The organism is Streptomyces sp. 3N207, assembly GCF_052246355.1.
In the GTDB taxonomy this organism is placed as follows: Bacteria; Actinomycetota; Actinomycetes; order Streptomycetales; family Streptomycetaceae; genus Streptomyces.
Genome location: NZ_JBQQBV010000007.1, coordinates 232740 through 247848, shown reverse-complemented (window position 1 = coordinate 247848; position 15109 = coordinate 232740). Strand labels below are relative to the sequence as shown.

The 15109-nt window shown below is 70.8% G+C and carries 14 protein-coding genes; 4 read left to right on the top strand and 10 right to left on the bottom strand.

What is annotated here, in order from left to right; translation table 11 throughout:
- Nucleotides 1-136 precede the first annotated feature (136 nt).
- From folB to ACTWP9_RS13950, 3 genes are all read left to right on the top strand, one after another.
- Nucleotides 137-496 carry a dihydroneopterin aldolase gene (gene folB, locus ACTWP9_RS13960; RefSeq protein ID WP_443246410.1) on the top strand — a complete coding sequence of 120 codons (360 nt, stop codon included), beginning with the start codon at nucleotides 137-139 and terminating at the stop codon, nucleotides 494-496.
- Nucleotides 493-1089: a 2-amino-4-hydroxy-6-hydroxymethyldihydropteridine diphosphokinase gene (folK, locus tag ACTWP9_RS13955; RefSeq protein ID WP_443246409.1), complete on the top strand. Its 597-nt coding sequence runs from the start codon at nucleotides 493-495 to the stop codon at nucleotides 1087-1089. The genes folB and folK overlap by 4 nt, the downstream gene beginning before the upstream one ends.
- Nucleotides 1090-1215: 126 nt before the next feature.
- Entirely contained in the window at nucleotides 1216-1704 is a 489-nt protein-coding gene (locus ACTWP9_RS13950) for a DUF3180 domain-containing protein (RefSeq protein WP_443246408.1), read from the top strand.
- A 13-nt stretch (nucleotides 1705-1717) separates the two neighbouring features.
- Here the strand turns inward: ACTWP9_RS13950 and folE are convergent, their stop codons facing one another.
- From folE to dacB, 6 genes are all read right to left on the bottom strand, one after another.
- Nucleotides 1718-2320 (bottom strand): GTP cyclohydrolase I FolE, encoded by a 603-nt coding sequence (folE, locus tag ACTWP9_RS13945; protein ID WP_443246407.1) that lies wholly within the window; start codon nucleotides 2318-2320, stop codon nucleotides 1718-1720.
- Between the two features lie 159 nt (nucleotides 2321-2479).
- A complete protein-coding gene (ftsH, locus tag ACTWP9_RS13940; RefSeq protein ID WP_443246406.1) occupies nucleotides 2480-4501 on the bottom strand; it encodes an ATP-dependent zinc metalloprotease FtsH in 2022 nt (673 codons plus the stop codon).
- 198 nt (nucleotides 4502-4699) lie between these two features.
- Complete coding sequence (hpt, locus tag ACTWP9_RS13935) at nucleotides 4700-5239, bottom strand: hypoxanthine phosphoribosyltransferase (protein ID WP_443246472.1); 540 nt, start codon at nucleotides 5237-5239, stop codon at nucleotides 4700-4702.
- A 111-nt stretch (nucleotides 5240-5350) separates the two neighbouring features.
- Nucleotides 5351-6592: a tRNA lysidine(34) synthetase TilS gene (gene tilS / locus ACTWP9_RS13930; protein WP_443246405.1), complete on the bottom strand. Its 1242-nt coding sequence runs from the start codon at nucleotides 6590-6592 to the stop codon at nucleotides 5351-5353.
- A 198-nt stretch (nucleotides 6593-6790) separates the two neighbouring features.
- Nucleotides 6791-7945 carry a zinc-dependent metalloprotease gene (locus ACTWP9_RS13925; RefSeq protein ID WP_443246404.1) on the bottom strand — a complete coding sequence of 385 codons (1155 nt, stop codon included), beginning with the start codon at nucleotides 7943-7945 and terminating at the stop codon, nucleotides 6791-6793.
- 66 nt (nucleotides 7946-8011) lie between these two features.
- Nucleotides 8012-9772 (bottom strand): D-alanyl-D-alanine carboxypeptidase/D-alanyl-D-alanine endopeptidase, encoded by a 1761-nt coding sequence (gene dacB, locus ACTWP9_RS13920; RefSeq protein WP_443246403.1) that lies wholly within the window; start codon nucleotides 9770-9772, stop codon nucleotides 8012-8014.
- A 144-nt stretch (nucleotides 9773-9916) separates the two neighbouring features.
- On the opposite strand from dacB, the gene ACTWP9_RS13915 reads away from it, so the two are divergent.
- A complete protein-coding gene (locus tag ACTWP9_RS13915) occupies nucleotides 9917-10408 on the top strand; it encodes an inorganic diphosphatase (protein WP_443246471.1) in 492 nt (163 codons plus the stop codon).
- Between the two features lie 47 nt (nucleotides 10409-10455).
- On the opposite strand, the gene ACTWP9_RS13910 is transcribed toward ACTWP9_RS13915, so the two are convergent.
- From ACTWP9_RS13910 to ACTWP9_RS13895, 4 genes are all read right to left on the bottom strand, one after another.
- Nucleotides 10456-12108: a threonine/serine ThrE exporter family protein gene (locus ACTWP9_RS13910; RefSeq protein WP_443246470.1), complete on the bottom strand. Its 1653-nt coding sequence runs from the start codon at nucleotides 12106-12108 to the stop codon at nucleotides 10456-10458.
- A gap of 189 nt (nucleotides 12109-12297) precedes the next feature.
- Nucleotides 12298-13074, bottom strand: a complete 777-nt coding sequence (locus tag ACTWP9_RS13905) for a MerR family transcriptional regulator (RefSeq protein WP_443246469.1) — start codon at nucleotides 13072-13074, stop codon at nucleotides 12298-12300.
- Nucleotides 13075-13175: 101 nt separating this feature from the next.
- Nucleotides 13176-14012 (bottom strand): ABC transporter permease, encoded by an 837-nt coding sequence (locus ACTWP9_RS13900; RefSeq protein ID WP_443246402.1) that lies wholly within the window; start codon nucleotides 14010-14012, stop codon nucleotides 13176-13178.
- Nucleotides 14009-14989, bottom strand: a complete 981-nt coding sequence (locus ACTWP9_RS13895) for an ATP-binding cassette domain-containing protein (protein ID WP_443246401.1) — start codon at nucleotides 14987-14989, stop codon at nucleotides 14009-14011. Before ACTWP9_RS13895 ends, ACTWP9_RS13900 begins: the two co-directional genes overlap by 4 nt.
- Between the last annotated feature and the right edge of the window lie 120 nt (nucleotides 14990-15109).

Below are 15109 nucleotides of genomic sequence, written 5' to 3'. Positions count from 1 at the left end.
GCCGGGAATGCGCGAGTGGCCCCCGGTGCTGTGGGGTAGGCGGCGCCGCGAGCCACTGAGCACGCGGGTAGATTCGATCCGGTTCCGTGATCAGCGGCACCGTGTTCATGTTCGTACGACCGACGGGAGTGATGGCGTGGATCGCGTCACACTGCGCGGCCTTGCAGCGCGGGGGCATCACGGCGTGTTCGCGAGGGAACGCGAAGAGGGGCAGACCTTCGTCGTGGACCTCGACATGGGCCTCGACACGCGCCCGGCCGCCGAAGGCGACGACCTGTCCCGTACGGTCCATTACGGCGTCGTCGCGGAGGAGGTCGTCGCGGTCGTCGAGGGCGAACCGGTCGACCTGGTCGAGACGCTCGCCCAGCGGATCGCCGACACCTGCCTGCGGCACGAGGCCGTACAGGAGGTCGAGGTGGTCGTCCACAAGCCGGAAGCGCCGATCACCGTTCCCTTCGAAGACGTGACCATCACAATCAAGCGGAGCCGCGCATGACGCCGAACAGTGACCCGACCGTACAGCCGGTGCCCGCCTCCGTCGTGCAGCAGGTGGACGCCGCGGACACGACCCTGCACAACCCGAAGACCGCCGTCCTGTCGCTCGGCAGCAACCTCGGCAACCGGCTGGAGTCGCTGCAGACCGCCGTCGACGCCCTCGCGGAGACCCCCGGGCTGAAGGTCACCGCCGTCTCGCCGGTCTACGAGACCGAGCCGTGGGGCGTCGATCCGGGCAGCCAGCCCTCGTACTTCAACGCGGTCGTCGTCGTACGGACCACCCTGCCGCCCAGCTCCCTCCTCGAACGCGGCCACGCCATCGAGGAGGCGCTGGAGCGGGTGCGCGAGGAGCGCTGGGGGCCGCGCCCCATCGACGTGGACATCGTCGCCTACCAGGGCGTCGTCTCCGACGACCCGCAGCTCACCCTCCCCCACCCCCGGGCGCACGAGCGGGCCTTCGTCCTGGTCCCGTGGCACGACGTGGACCCCGGCGCCGAGGTCCCGGGCCACGGCCGGGTGGCGGAACTGCTGGATGCGCTGGGCACCGAGGGCATCACCGCCCGCCCCGACCTGGAACTCAGCCTGCACGCCTGAGCGTTGGCAGCCTGTACCCCTTTCCCCACCACCTCGTTCTCCCCCACCGACTCCCCCTTTCCCCTTTTTCCCCTTTCCCTGCCGACGCCCGCACCGCCCGGACCGCACCCGCGAGGTGGAAGCTCGATGAACCAACTCCGTATCCGCACCCTGGCGGCGCTCTTCGTCCTCGCCGGGGTGCTCTCGTGGGGCGGAGCACGGCTGTGGGACACGCTGGGCACGCTGCCGGGGGTCCCCTTCGCCGCGCCCGTCGTGCTCGGCGCCATCGCCGCCATCCTGCTGGCCACCGCGCTCTCGCTGCGCGCCCGGCTGAAGGCCCAGCGGGAGCGCGAGCCGGGCGCCAAGGGCGTGGACCCGATGATGGCGGCCCGCGCCGTCCTCTTCGGCCAGGCCAGCGCCCTGGTCGCGGCGCTGGTCTCGGGAATGTACGGCGGTACGGGGCTCTTTCTCATCACCGAACGCGCCGATGTCCCGGCCCGCGCCGCCCAGGCCCTCTACGCGGGCCTCTCCGTGGTGGCAGGCATCGGCGTGATAGCAGCCGCCGTCCTCCTGGAACGCATCTGCCGCCTCCCCGAGGACGACGACGAGAACAACCCTCCGACCGCCGCGGCCTAGCTCAGAAGGCGGCTCAGCGCAGGATCAGGCTCATCGCCTCGGAGCGGGTGGCCGCGTCCCGCAACTGGCCCCGCACCGCCGAGGTGACGGTCTTCGCGCCAGGCTTGCGGATGCCGCGCATCGACATGCACATGTGCTCGCACTCGACGACGACGATGACGCCGCGCGGCTCCAGTATCCGCATCAGCGAGTCGGCGACCTGGGTCGTCAGCCGCTCCTGCACCTGCGGGCGGCGGGCGTAGACGTCCACCAGCCGGGCCAGCTTCGACAGCCCGGTGATCTTGCCGGAGGCGGCGGGGATGTAGCCGACGTGCGCCACCCCGTGGAACGGGACCAGGTGGTGCTCACAGGTGCTGTAGACCTCGATGTCCTTGACCAGCACCATCTCGTCGTGACCGAGATCGAAGGTGGTGGTCAGCACGTCCTCGGGCTCCTGCCGCAGCCCGGCGAAGATCTCCTTGTAGGCACGTGCGACCCGGGCCGGGGTCTCCAGGAGACCCTCGCGGTCCGGGTCCTCGCCCACGGCGATCAGCAGCTCGCGCACCGCGTTCTCGGCGCGCTTCTCGTCGAACGTGCCTATCGAGCTCTCCCCGTCCAGGGTCACCGGGTCGGTCATCTGGTTCCTCGTTCCTTGACTTGCACAGCCCCGCGGGCCGACACAGTGCGTGACCGGCTCGGCGCTGTCGTATACCAGCGGAAAGCCGCGCCCCTCGAAGGTAACCCGAGGGGCGCGGCTGACATTCCGTGGCGCGGTTCCTACCTCGCCGACCTGCGGCTATCCATTGTCGGGATCCGCCGGCTCGACAATCGCGTCCGACTCGCGCGGACCGATCTCCTTCCCCAGGCTGGGGTTGGAATTGCCGTTGGTCAGCGCCGCGGGCGGGGCCGAGACCGGAGGCCGGGTGGACGGGGTGCGCCGCGAGGAGCCGGTCCAGGCCGGACGGGCCGGACGCTTGACGACGGAGGCGAAGATCTCGGCGATCTCCTCCTTGTTCAGCGTCTCCCTCTCCAGCAGTGCCAGGACGAGGTTGTCGAGGACGTCGCGGTTCTCCACCAGGATTTCCCAGGCTTCGTTGTGCGCCGTCTCGATCAGCTTCTTGACCTCCTCGTCCACCAGCCCGGCGACCTCCTCGGAGTAGTCCCGCTGGTGGGCCATCTCCTTGCCCAGGAAGGGCTCGGACTGGTCGGAGCCGAACTTGATGGCGCCCAGCCGCTCGGTCATGCCGTACTGGGTGACCATCGCGCGGGCTGTGGCCGTCGCCTTCTCGATGTCGTTGGCTGCGCCCGTGGTCGGGTCGTGGAAGACCAGTTCCTCGGCCGCCCGGCCGCCCATCATGTAGGCGAGCTGGTCGAGCATCTCGTTCCGCGTCGTGGAGTACTTGTCCTCGTCGGGCAGCACCATGGTGTACCCGAGCGCCCGGCCTCTGGAGAGGATGGTGATCTTGTGAACCGGGTCGGAGTTGGGTGAGGCCGCCGCGACCAGGGCGTGTCCGCCCTCGTGGTACGCGGTGATCTTCTTCTCCTTGTCGCTCATGATCCGGGTCCGCTTCTGCGGTCCGGCCACGACGCGGTCGATCGCCTCGTCCAGGGACTTGTTGTCGATCAGCTTCTGGTCGCTGCGCGCGGAGAGCAGTGCCGCCTCGTTGAGCACGTTGCTCAGGTCGGCGCCGGTGAAGCCCGGAGTACGGCGGGCGACCGCGCTCAGGTCCACGTCCTGGGCCATCGGCTTGCCCTTCTGGTGAACCTGAAGGATCTCCAGCCTGCCCTGCATATCGGGACGGTCGACCGCGATCTGCCGGTCGAAGCGGCCCGGACGCAGCAGCGCCGGGTCCAGGATGTCCGGCCGGTTGGTGGCGGCGATCAGGATGACGCCGCCCTTGACGTCGAAGCCGTCCATCTCGACCAGCAGCTGGTTGAGCGTCTGCTCGCGCTCGTCGTGCCCGCCACCCATACCGGCACCGCGGTGCCGGCCGACGGCGTCGATCTCGTCGACGAAGACGATGGCCGGAGCGTTCGCCTTGGCCTGCTCGAACAGGTCGCGCACCCGGGATGCGCCGACGCCGACGAACATCTCCACGAAGTCGGAGCCGGAGATCGAGTAGAAGGGCACCCCGGCCTCGCCCGCGACGGCGCGGGCCAGCAGGGTCTTACCCGTACCGGGCGGGCCGTAGAGCAGCACGCCCTTGGGGATCTTGGCGCCGACGGCCTGGAACTTCGCAGGTTCCTGAAGGAACTCCTTGATCTCCTGAAGCTCCTCGACGGCCTCGTCGGAACCGGCCACGTCGGAGAAGGTCGTCTTCGGGGTGTCCTTGGTGATCAGCTTGGCCTTGGACTTCCCGAAGTTCATGACCCGGGAGCCGCCGCCCTGCATCTGGTTCATCAGGAACAGGAAGATGACGATGATCAGCACGAACGGCAGCAGCGAGATCAGCATCCCGACGAACGGGTTCTGCTTCTGCGGCGCGACCGTGTACCCCTTGGGGATCTCCTTCTGGTCGTACTTGCTCTGGAGCTCCTTGGCGATATCGACACCCTGGTTGTCGATGTAGCTCGCCTTGATCTTGTCGCTGTCCTCGACCTTGGCGCCGTCCTTGAGCTCGAGCTTGACGATCTGCTCGTCGCCCGTGGTGAGCTCTGCGGACTTCACCTTGTCCTGTCGGATCGCCTGTACGACCTGGCCTGTGTCCACCGTCTTGAAGCCGCCGGACGAGCCGACGACCTGCATCAACACGACCACGGCAAGGACGGCCAGCACGATCCACATGACCGGCCCGCGGAAGTATCGCTTCACGTCCATCCATACGGAGCGCCTGGGCCCCGTCCCTCCTGCCACAGTGAGTTGAAAAGCCTGACCTTCGGACGGTACCCCAGCATTGTCACCCGGCGCCGCCGAGGACGGTCAACTACAACCGCCCTTCAAAGCTGCAACGAGGGGCACCGACCCTGTGTTCCCGGCCCGCACGCCCGTCCGCCCGGGGATTCGGCCGCCCGGGCTTCAGCCGCCGTACACGTGCGGGGCCAGTGTGCCTACGAACGGCAGGTTCCGGTAGCGCTCGGCGTAGTCGAGCCCGTAACCGACGACGAACTCGTTGGGGATGTCGAACCCGACCCACTTCACGTCGATCGCCACCTTGGCGGCGTCCGGCTTGCGCAGCAGTGTGCACACGTTGAGCGAGGAGGGCTCGCGGGAGCCCAGGTTGGACAGCAGCCAGGACAGCGTCAGGCCCGAGTCGATGATGTCCTCGACGATCAGGACGTGCTTGCCCTTGATGTCGGTGTCCAGGTCCTTGAGGATGCGCACCACGCCGGAGGACTGGGTTCCGGCGCCGTAGGACGACACCGCCATCCAGTCCATGGTCGCCGGAGTGGACAGGGCCCGCGCCAGATCCGCCATGACCATGACGGCTCCCTTGAGCACCCCGACCAGCAGCAGGTCCTTGCCCGCGTACTCCGCGTCGATCCCCGCAGCCAGCTCGGCCAGCTTCGCGTCGATCTCTTCCTTGCTGACCAGCACCGACTGGAGGTCGGTGCCCATGTCTTTCTCGTCCACCCGTGCTGCTCTCGCTCGTCGCGGTCCGGTCGCCCGGCCCGCCGTATGGCCGCTCCGGGCCGTTCCGGTCGGCCCCGGGCGGTGCCGGGGCGCCGGTCAGTTCGGTGCGTTCGGTGAGCCGTGCCGGATGACCAGTCTGCCACCCTGCCGGGCGACCTCCACACGCCCGGGCAGGTTGAGGGCCCGCTGGCCCCGCCAGGCGGTGATGAGGCGGTCCATCTCCTCGATGTGCCGGGCGAACAGCGACCCGGCCGGGGAGCCGGCCTCGATCGCGGCCCTGCGCAGCACCCGGCGCCGCACCGCGGGCGGCAGCGCGTACAGCCGGACGACGTCCAGCTCCACGGTCCCGTCGGTAGCGCTCGCACCGTCCGGACGAATGCCGGACCGGCCGGGCTGTCCGCTCCCGTCCGCCTGGTCCGGCACTCCGGCCTCGTCCGGCGCCGCGCTGCCGGGGGTGCGCACCACGGCGCGTTCGGCGTCGTCGGTCCAGGCGTCGAGCGCGTCCGCGTCGTCCCGGGACAGCTGTGCCGTACGGGCCAGCGCCTCGATGACGCCCTTTCCGAGCGCCTTCTCCAGCGCGGGCAGCGCCTCGTGGCGGACCCGGGAGCGGGTGTAGGCGGGGTCGGCGTTGTGCGGGTCGTCCCAGACCGGGAGCGACTGGACCATGCACGCCTTGCGGGTGGTCTGCCGGTCGACGGCCAGGAACGGGCGGCGGTAGCGGCCGCCGGGCCCGGAGACGGCCGCCATGCCGGAGAGCGAGCGGGTGCCGGAGCCGCGGGCGAGGCCGAGCAGCACCGTCTCCGCCTGGTCGTCGCGGGTGTGGCCGAGCAGCACGGCCGCGGCGCCGTGCCGCTCGGCGATCACGTCCAGCGCGGCGTAGCGGGCCTCGCGTGCTGCTGCTTCGGGTCCGGTGTTGGTCCGTCCCACCTGGATGGCGACGGATTCGACAGGGGTCAGGCCGAGGGCTGTGAGGCGGTCGGTGACGTCCTGGGCGCGCTCGGCGGAGCCGGGCTGGAGGCCGTGGTCGACCGTGACGCCGCCGGCGCGCAGGCCGAGGCGGGGCGCTTCGAAGGCGAGCGCGGAAGCGAGCGCCATGGAGTCGGCGCCGCCGGAGCAGGCCACCAGGACGAGCGGTGGCGCCGGCTCGGCGGGGAGGGGGGCGGCGGGTTGGGGGGCTGCCGTCAGCTGTGCGCTGCGCACGCCGTGCGTGCTGACGCCTTGGGCGCCGACGCCGTGTGTGCTGACGTCCGGTGCGCTGATGTCGTGCGCGCTGAGCACGTCGTGGAGTGTGCGGCGGACCGCCAGGCGTATTGCGGCGACCGCGGGGTGGGGACCCATGTCCGATTCACTTCCTCGTCAGGGATCTGCGCCGATCGCGGGCGGGGAGCTCCGCGGATCCGGGGGTGTGTCGAAGCCGATTACTGTCACGCTGCGTATGTAGATGGTGACAGAGACGGACGGTGTTCCCCGAGCATCGCACGCGGGCCAGCCCCGCACGGTCCCTCGGAAGGGTGATTGGGAAGGCTTCCGCTCGCCTCAATCGGCCTTCCGGTGCACCCTCGCGATCCACTCCGCGGGCTTGGCGATCTCCGCCTTCGTCGGAAGGGTGTTCGGGGATGTCCACACACGGTTGAAGCCCTCCATGCCCACCTCGTCCACCACGGTGCGCACAAACCGTTCCCCGTCCCGGTACTGGCGCAGCTTCGCATCCAGGCCCAGCAGCTTGCGCAGCGCCATGTCGAGCCGCCCCGCGCCGGTGGCGCGGCGCTTCTGGAACTTCTCGCGGATCTCCGTGACCGTCGGGACGACCTGCGGGCCCACCCCGTCCATCACATAGTCGGCGTGCCCCTCCAGCAGCGACATGACGGCCGTCAGCCGGCCCAGCACCTCGCGCTGGGCCGGGGTCTGCACCAGCTCGACCAGGCTGGGCCGCTCCTCCTCGGCCTCCGGTACCTCGCCGCCCTCCCCCTCGCCCTCGCCGGGCTTGTTGCCGGACAGCGACTGGACGGCCTCGCGCAGCCGCTCCAGCAGCGTGGAGGGGTCGATGTCGGTCTGCTCCAGGAAGGACTGGATCTCCATCCGCAGGTGGTCGCGGAGCCAGGGCACGGCCGTGAACTGGGTACGGTGCGTCTCCTCGTGCAGGCACACCCACAGCCGGAAGTCGTGCGGGTCCACCTCCAGCTCGCGCTCCACGTGCACGATGTTCGGCGCCACCAGCAGCAGCCGCCCGCCCCCGTCGGCGCCGCCCGGCAGGTCGCGGCTGACGGGCGCGAACGTCTCGTACTGGCCCAGCACCCGCGAGGAGAGGAACGAGAGCAGCATGCCGACCTCGACGCCGGTGACCTTGCCGCCGACCGCGCCGAGCACGGCCCCGCCGGGGATGCCGGCCCGGCGCTCCTCCACCTTGGTGAGCAGCGGCGAGAGCAGTTCGCGGAAACCGGCGACATTGGCCCGTACCCAGCCGGGCCGGTCCACCACCAGTACGGGTGTGTCCGCCACCTCGGGGTTGGCGGGGGTCAGCCGGGTGAAGCCACGTACATGCTCCTCGGACGCCTTGGCGTACCGCCGCAGCTCCGCGACGATGTCGCGGGCTTCCTCCCTGCTGACTTCCGGCCCCGGCCGCCCGAGCCGGGTCGCGGTCGCGACCGCGAGATTCCAGTCGACCATCTGTACACCACCGAGGCTCGTCATTCTTTCACCGTACGTGCAGCACGCGCGCCGTGGGAGGAGACCGCGGGACCACTCGGCCCCTAGGGGTCAGCCTGCGGAGGGCGAATCGCGGCAGCCGCAGTTGGCCAGTGCCGAGGCGAGGCGGTCCAGGGATTTCTGCGCCGCGTCGCGGCCGGGAGCGCCCGTCGTCATGAACGCGAAGGCCAGCATCCGACCGTCCGCGTCCACCACCGTGCCGGCCAGTGTGTTCACCCCGGTGAGGGTGCCCGTCTTGGCCCGTACGAGGCCCGCGCCAGGCTCGCCGCGCTCGCCGCCGTAGCGGGTGTCGAGGGTGCCGGTGAATCCGGCGACGGGCAGCCCGGTGAGGACCGGACGCAGACCGGGCCGGTCCGGATCGGCCGCAAGGGTGAGCAGCCGGGTGAGCAGCGCGGGTGAGACCCGGTCCGCGCGGTCGAGGCCGCTGCCGTCCGCGAAGCGGGCGCCCTTGAGGGGCAGGCCGAGCTTTTCGAGGGTGTGGCGGACGGCGCGGTCCGCGCCCTTGAAACCGGCGGGCTCGCCCTCGGCGATGGCGGTCTGCCGGGCGAGGGCCTCGGCGATGTCGTTGTCGCTGTTGGTGAGCATCCGCTCGACCAGTGCGCCGAGCGTGGCCGAGTGGTGCACGGCGAGCTTCGCCGCGCCCTTGGCCGCCTTGCGCTCCTTGGGGGCGCCCTCGACGGTGACGCCCTTCTCGCCGAGTTCGTCGGCGAATGCCTGGGCCGCCGCGAGTGCGGGGTCGGCAACGCGCGGCGCGGGCCCGTGGTCGCTGTTTCCTCCAGAGCCTCCGGCCCCGGGGGGACCCCCAGTCCGGCCCTCGTCGACCATCAGCGGGGTGACCCGGGCCAGGTTCTCGTTGGGGCCGATGACGTGCTGGTCGGTGCCGGTGTAGCGGGAAGTGTCGTACCCGAGGCGGACCTTGTGGACGCCGCGCTTGTCGAGGGCACGGGCCGTGCGGGCTGCCATGGCGGCCAGTTGGCGCTCGGTGAGCGTGGGGTCGCCGCCGCCGACGAGCGTGACGCGGTCGCCCTTGCCGACGGCGCGGGTGGCGATCCGGTAGCTCTCGCCGCGTGCGGTCAGTGCGGCGACAGCGGTGGCCAGCTTGACCGTGGAGGCGGGCGCCGAAACGGTCTTCGCGTCCCTCGCGAAGAGCTGCCGCCCGGTGACGGCGTCCACCACGGAGGCATGCCGCACGGCGCCGAGCGAGCCGTCCTCGATCAGCGGTTCCAGGGTGTCGGCGAGGGCTGAGGCGGTGGGCGGCGGCACCTGGTCCGGGCGGGTACCCCCATGGCTGCCGGAGCCGCTCTGCGGACCGCCCTCCCCCTTCCCCCGCTTCGGGACGGGCCCGGCCGCGGCCAGCACCTGGGGGGCCATGGGGTATCCGTCCGGGCGGCCCGGGGTGTGGTCCCCGCCACTTCCGTGCTCCTGGCGGGCTGCCCGGACACGCTCGGCCGTACGCTGACCCGAGTCCCACGGCCCCGCCGAGGCCACCGTCACAAGCGCGACCACGAGTCCCAGTGCGGAGGAGGCGGCGGTGAGCCGGACCGTCTGCCGCTGCTGCGGCGAGGCCGCCCGCCAACGACGCCGGGCCCCACGTGCCGCGCCGCGGGCACGGGCGGTCGCGCGCAGGGCTGCCGTACGGGCGCGTGCCGCTGCGGTACGGGTGCGGGCTGCCACGGTGCGGGGGTGTGCCACTGCCGTACGGGTGCGTGCCGCCACTGTGCGGGTGTGGGCTGCCGCGGTGCGGGCCACCCGGACTGCGAAGCGGTATGCCCGGTTCGCGGTGTCACGCACCTTCGTTCCGGTGTCCCGCACCTCGACCAGCCCCTTTCGCGAGCACACATGTGCGTGGGGGACACTTAATCACCAGACTGGAGTTCTTCTGGGGGACGGCCCCCAGGGCACACACGAGTGCTGATGAGTGCTGATCTCATCATGATCTATACGGAGGAGCCTCCCTTGGAGTTCGACGTCACCATCGAGATCCCGAAGGGCTCGCGGAACAAGTACGAGGTGGACCACGAGACGGGCCGCATCCGGCTCGACCGGCACCTGTTCACCTCGACCGTGTACCCGGCGGACTACGGCTTCGTCGACGGCACCCTGGGCGAGGACGGCGACCCGCTCGACGCGCTCGTGCTGCTGGAGGAGCCCACCTTCCCCGGGTGCATCATCAAGTGCCGTGCCATCGGGATGTTCCGTATGACGGACGAGGCCGGCGGCGACGACAAGCTGCTGTGCGTGCCGGCCTCCGACCCGCGGATGGAGCACCTGCGCGACATCCACCACGTGAGCGAGTTCGACCGGCTGGAGATCCAGCACTTCTTCGAGGTCTACAAGGACCTGGAGCCCGGCAAGTCGGTCGAGGGCGCCAACTGGGTGGGGCGGTCCGAGGCCGAGGCCGAGGTCGAGGCGTCCATCAAGCGGCTGGCCGCAGAGGGCGGTCACTGAGACCGACACCACGCCGGAGGGGCTGAGAATCTCAGCCCCTCCGTCCGTCAGAACCCGCGGGTGCGCTTGGCGGCGCGGCGGCCCGGGAGCGGGGTCTCCTGGCCGGGGGTCTTGATGAAGAGCCGGGCCAGTTCACCGCCGAGGTTGACGCCGATCGCGATGGCCAGCGCGAGCGCTCCGGCCGTGGCGAGGTGTTCGAACCCCTTGTTCACGTCGCCCTGGGCGACGTTCAGCAGCCCGAAGTAGGTGCTGCTGCCCGGCAGCAGCGGCCCGATCGCCGCCGTGATGTACGGCAGCGACGAGGCGAACTGGTACCGGGACAGCAGCTGGCCGAAGAGACCGACGAGGCCGGCGGCCACCACGGTGGCGGGCACCGGCGTGAGCTTCGCCTGGGTCAGCACGCCGAAGATCAGCCAGGCCACACCGCCGTTGAGAGTGGCCAGCAGCACGGTGTGACGTTCCTGCTGGAGCAGTACGCAGAAGGCGAGCGCCAGCAGCATGGCGGCCATCAGCTGGGTGACCGGCCGGTCGGCGTGGCCCATGATGTCGGGCGTCAGCTGGGCGTTCAGCCTGTCGCCCACGTACAGCACCATCAGTACGCCGCAGACGATGCCGACGATGAGGTAGATGACCTCCAGCAGTCGCGCAGCGGCGGTGATGTAGAACCCGGTGAGTCCGTCGTGAACGGCGGCGACCAGTGCGCGTCCGGGGATCAGCGCGAAGAGGCCACCGGTGATGACGGCGGACGCCTGGATGCTGGTGTCGGTGTGCTGGGACACCAGCGCGACGCCGACCCCTATCGCTGCGGGCGGCATGGCGGCGGCGGCGAACTGGTAGAACTCCGGCAGCCCGCGTCCGGCACACAGCCAGGCGAGCCGGTCACCGAGCATCGCGCCCAGCGCGGCGAGGACGAACACCAGCGCGTTGCCGCCCACCAGCAGCGAGGCGGCGCCGGAGAGCGCGCCGCTGGCCACGGTGAGGGCCCACTTGGAGTAGGGGTGCCGGTTACGGCGCATCTCCGCGAGCCGCCGGTACGCCTCCTCCAGCGACACCTCGCCCTGGGTGATGTCGGCGACGAGCGCGAAGACGGCTGAGAGCCGGGTGTAGTCGGTGCCGCGCCGGCGGACGGTCCTGCTGAGCGTCACCGGATCGTCGACCAGCGAGGGCTGGTGGGTGATGGCCAGCAGGGTGAAGGTGACCTCCGGCTCGGTGCGGTCGAGTCCGTAGGCGTGGGCGACGCCGAACATGGCGGCTTCCACGTCCTCGGCACCCTCCCCGCCGGCCAGCAGCAGCTCGCCGATACGGAGCGTCAGGTCGAGGACGCGGGGAACGGGCGGCCCGCTCTCCGCACCCTCGTCGCCCCGTGCGGGCCGCTCGGGTACCGGGCGCTCGGCGAGCGGCATCCGGACCAGGGAGCGCATCCGGTCCTGCCAGGGCGAGCCCGGCCTGGCCAGCGGGCCGACGACGGGGATGCCCTCGGGCGGGGTGAAGGCGCTGCCCGGTTCGGACGGCGGCGGTGTGACGAGCCCTTCGGGGATGGTGAACTCGGAGGTCGGGTGCTCCTCCTCCGGAACGGGGGGAAGCGGCACGCCCAGGGGCGCCGTGAAGGCGCTGTGCGACTCGTCGGACACCGGCTTGGCGTCCTCAGGCTCACCACCCTGCTCCGCGGCGTCGCCGTTTCCCTTGGACTGCCCCACCACTCTCTGTCCGCTCCCTTCGTCGCTCTCCAGCAGTGTCACACGAGCAACGCTGTGTCCATCGGGGACGATTCCACGGAACGGAAGCGTGCTACCTCACAGTGGAGCATGCGCCGAGAACGTCCTACCGAAGGCCCCCTGTACCGGAGCTGTACAGGGGGCCTTCGGGAGGAGTCGGGAGGGGTGGGAGCGTCAGTCGGCGCTCGCCGACCGGGCTGCGTTCTGTGCGTTCGCCGCGATCGCATCCCGCATGTACTGCGCCAGGCCCGGCCTGATCGCCTCGTAGGTGGCGGTGAAGCGCTCGTCCTGGACGTACATCTCGCCGAGCCGGGTGTGCATCTCGTGGTCGCACCCGTAGCTGGTGCGGGAGATGAACAGCCGGTGCTGCTCGGCAAGGTCCGTCACCGCCGGCGCCTCGGGCGCGTCGCCCGCCGCCATGCGGTCGGCGATGGCGCGGTGGATCTCGTCCATCTCCCGCCGCAGTGCTTTCCAGTCCGCCTTGGTGTACGTGGCCGCGCGGCGCCGGGCTTCACGGTATTCCTCGGTGTTGCCCCAGCGGCGTCCGGCCTCCTCGGCGTACACGTCCGGGTCGAAGTCCCCGAACACCTCGAATTTCTCCTCAGGTGTGAGATTGATGCCCATTTTCCGTGCCTCCATGGCGCGTTCCACGGCGGCGGCCATCTCCTTCAGCCGGTCGATCCGCGTCGTCAGCAACTGGTGCTGCTGGCGCAGATGGCTGACCGGGTCCGCTGCCGGGTCGTCCAGCAGGACAGCGATTTCCTCCAACGGGAAGCCGAGCTCCCGGTAGAAGAGAATCTGCTGCAGCCGGTCCAGGTCGACATCGGTGTAGCGCCGGTGTCCTACTGCTGTGCGTTCCGAGGGAACCAGCAGCCCGATCTCGTCGTAGTGGTGCAGCGTGCGCACCGTGACACCGGCGAAACCGGCGACCTGCCCGACGGAGTAGCCCATTTCCGCCTCCTTCTCGCTTACAGGCATCACGGTGCTCCCTCACGTCACGTGAGGTGCAAGCCGCATTTTCCGGGAGAGCTCCCGGGGCGGGCCGGAAACTGTCACCGTCCCATGCTCGCGTAGCGGCGTACCGCCAGCGGGAAGAAGACCGCGAGCAGCACCAGCGGCCAGCCGAGCGCCAGCAGCCAGGCGTGCTCGGCGGCCCAGGAGCCGCCGCCCCACACCGGATTGCCGAACAGCTCCCGTACGGCACGCGCGGTTGCCGACATGGGGTTCCAGTCGGCGACGGCGCCCATCCAGCCGGGCATCTCCTCCGGCGAGTTGAAGACGTTGGAGAAGAAGGCGACGGGCCACACCAGGATCTGCACCGCCTGCACCATCTCCGGCTTCCCGGCCACCAGGCCCAGATAGACGCCTGCCCACAGCATCGCGAAGCGCAGCCACAGCAGCAGTCCGAGCGCCGCCAGCACCTCGGCGAAGCTGCCGTGCCAGCGCCAGCCGACCAGCAGCCCTGCCAGGACGAGAAAGACGAGCCCGACGGCCGACTCCAGCATGTCGTGCGCGCTGCGGCCCACGAGCACGGCGGAGCGCGCCATCGGGATGGAGCGGAAGCGGTCCACGACGCCGGCGGTCAGATCCCGGGTGAGCGCCACCATCGTGGACTCCAGGCCGAACGCCATGGTCAGAGCGAACATGCCGGGCACCAGATAGGCGCGGTAGTCGGCGATCCGCATCCCGCCGCCGAGGAAGTAGACGAACATCACCAGCATCATCAGCGGGAAGACCACGGTCATCACCGCCTTGACCGGCCGGCGCCGCCAGCGGACCAGCTCCCGCCAGGTCATCGTCCAGCAGTCGGCCAGTACGTGGCCGATGTCCGGCCGGCGGCGGGTTCCGGCAGCCGGCCGGGGGTCGGTCGTGGTGGTCGCGGTACTCATGCGGCGTCCTCCTCGGTGGCGGTGGTGTGCAGGAAGACCTCGTCGAGGGTGGGGCGGCGCACGGCGATGTCCTCGGCCTCGATCCCGGCCGCCTCCAGGGCCCGTACGGTCTCGGAGAGAGCCGCCATCCGGTCGCCGACGGGGGCGCTGAGCAGCCGCCGGTCCGGGTCGCGGGTCACCTCGGCGCCACCCGCGGCCCGCTCCACCAGCGCTGCGGCCGCCCCCAGCCGCGCGTGATCCCGGACGACCACGTCGATACGGTCGCCGCCGAGCTCGGCCTTGAGCTCGTCGGCGGTGCCCTCGGCGACGAGGCGGCCCTGGTCGATGACGGCTATCGCATCGGCCAGCTGGTCGGCCTCCTCCAGATACTGGGTGGTCAGCAGCACGGTGGTGCCGCCGCCGACCAGGGAGCGCACCGCGTTCCACACCTCGCCCCTGGCACGCGGGTCGAGCCCGGTGGTGGGCTCGTCGAGGAAGAGCACCCGGGGCCCGCCCTCATGCCGGCTGCCGATCAGACAGACCGCCAGATCGAGGCGGCGCCGCATTCCGCCGCTGTAGGCGCTGACGGGCTTGCGCCCCGTACCGGCCAGCTCGAAGCGCTCCAGCAGCTCGTCGGCGCGAGCCCGGGCCCGCCGGGTGCCGAGATGGTGGAGGCGGCCGAACAGCTCCAGGTTCTCCCGGCCGCTCAGCTCCTCGTCCACGGCCGCGTGCTGGCCCAGCAGTCCGATCCGGCGGCGCACCTGGTCGGGTTCGGCCGCCACGTCGTACCCGGCCACCCGGGCGCGGCCCCCGCTCGGCCGCAGCAGGGTCGCCAGGATGCGCACCGCGGTGGTCTTGCCCGCGCCGTTGGGCCCGAGCACCGCCTGTACGGTGCCGCTCGGCACCGCCAGATCCAGTCCGGCCAGCGCCTGTTTCTCGCCTTCTTTCCCGTACCTCTTCCGCAGCCCTTCGACGAGGACGGCGTCGTCGTGCGTCATACGTCTCCCTCCCGGCCCGCATTAGTCAAAGTTGACTAGCGGCGGTCGAAGGTAGCGCAGATCGACAAGGTAGTCAAACTTGATTAGCTGGGAGACTTGATTAGCGGGGAGAGCTGTCGG

Coding starts and splice junctions, on each gene's coding strand:
- ACTWP9_RS13895 (WP_443246401.1), bottom strand. CDS start 14,989: ATGACGCACGACGACGCCGTCCTCGTCGAAGGGCTGCGGAAGAGGTAC.
- ftsH (WP_443246406.1), bottom strand. CDS start 4,501: ATGGACGTGAAGCGATACTTCCGCGGGCCGGTCATGTGGATCGTGCTG.
- folE (WP_443246407.1), bottom strand. CDS start 2,320: ATGACCGACCCGGTGACCCTGGACGGGGAGAGCTCGATAGGCACGTTC.
- ACTWP9_RS13950 (WP_443246408.1), top strand. CDS start 1,216: ATGAACCAACTCCGTATCCGCACCCTGGCGGCGCTCTTCGTCCTCGCC.
- ACTWP9_RS13925 (WP_443246404.1), bottom strand. CDS start 7,945: ATGACGAGCCTCGGTGGTGTACAGATGGTCGACTGGAATCTCGCGGTC.
- hpt (WP_443246472.1), bottom strand. CDS start 5,239: ATGGGCACCGACCTCCAGTCGGTGCTGGTCAGCAAGGAAGAGATCGAC.
- ACTWP9_RS13900 (WP_443246402.1), bottom strand. CDS start 14,012: ATGAGTACCGCGACCACCACGACCGACCCCCGGCCGGCTGCCGGAACC.
- tilS (WP_443246405.1), bottom strand. CDS start 6,592: ATGGGTCCCCACCCCGCGGTCGCCGCAATACGCCTGGCGGTCCGCCGC.
- folK (WP_443246409.1), top strand. CDS start 493: ATGACGCCGAACAGTGACCCGACCGTACAGCCGGTGCCCGCCTCCGTC.
- ACTWP9_RS13905 (WP_443246469.1), bottom strand. CDS start 13,074: ATGGGCTACTCCGTCGGGCAGGTCGCCGGTTTCGCCGGTGTCACGGTG.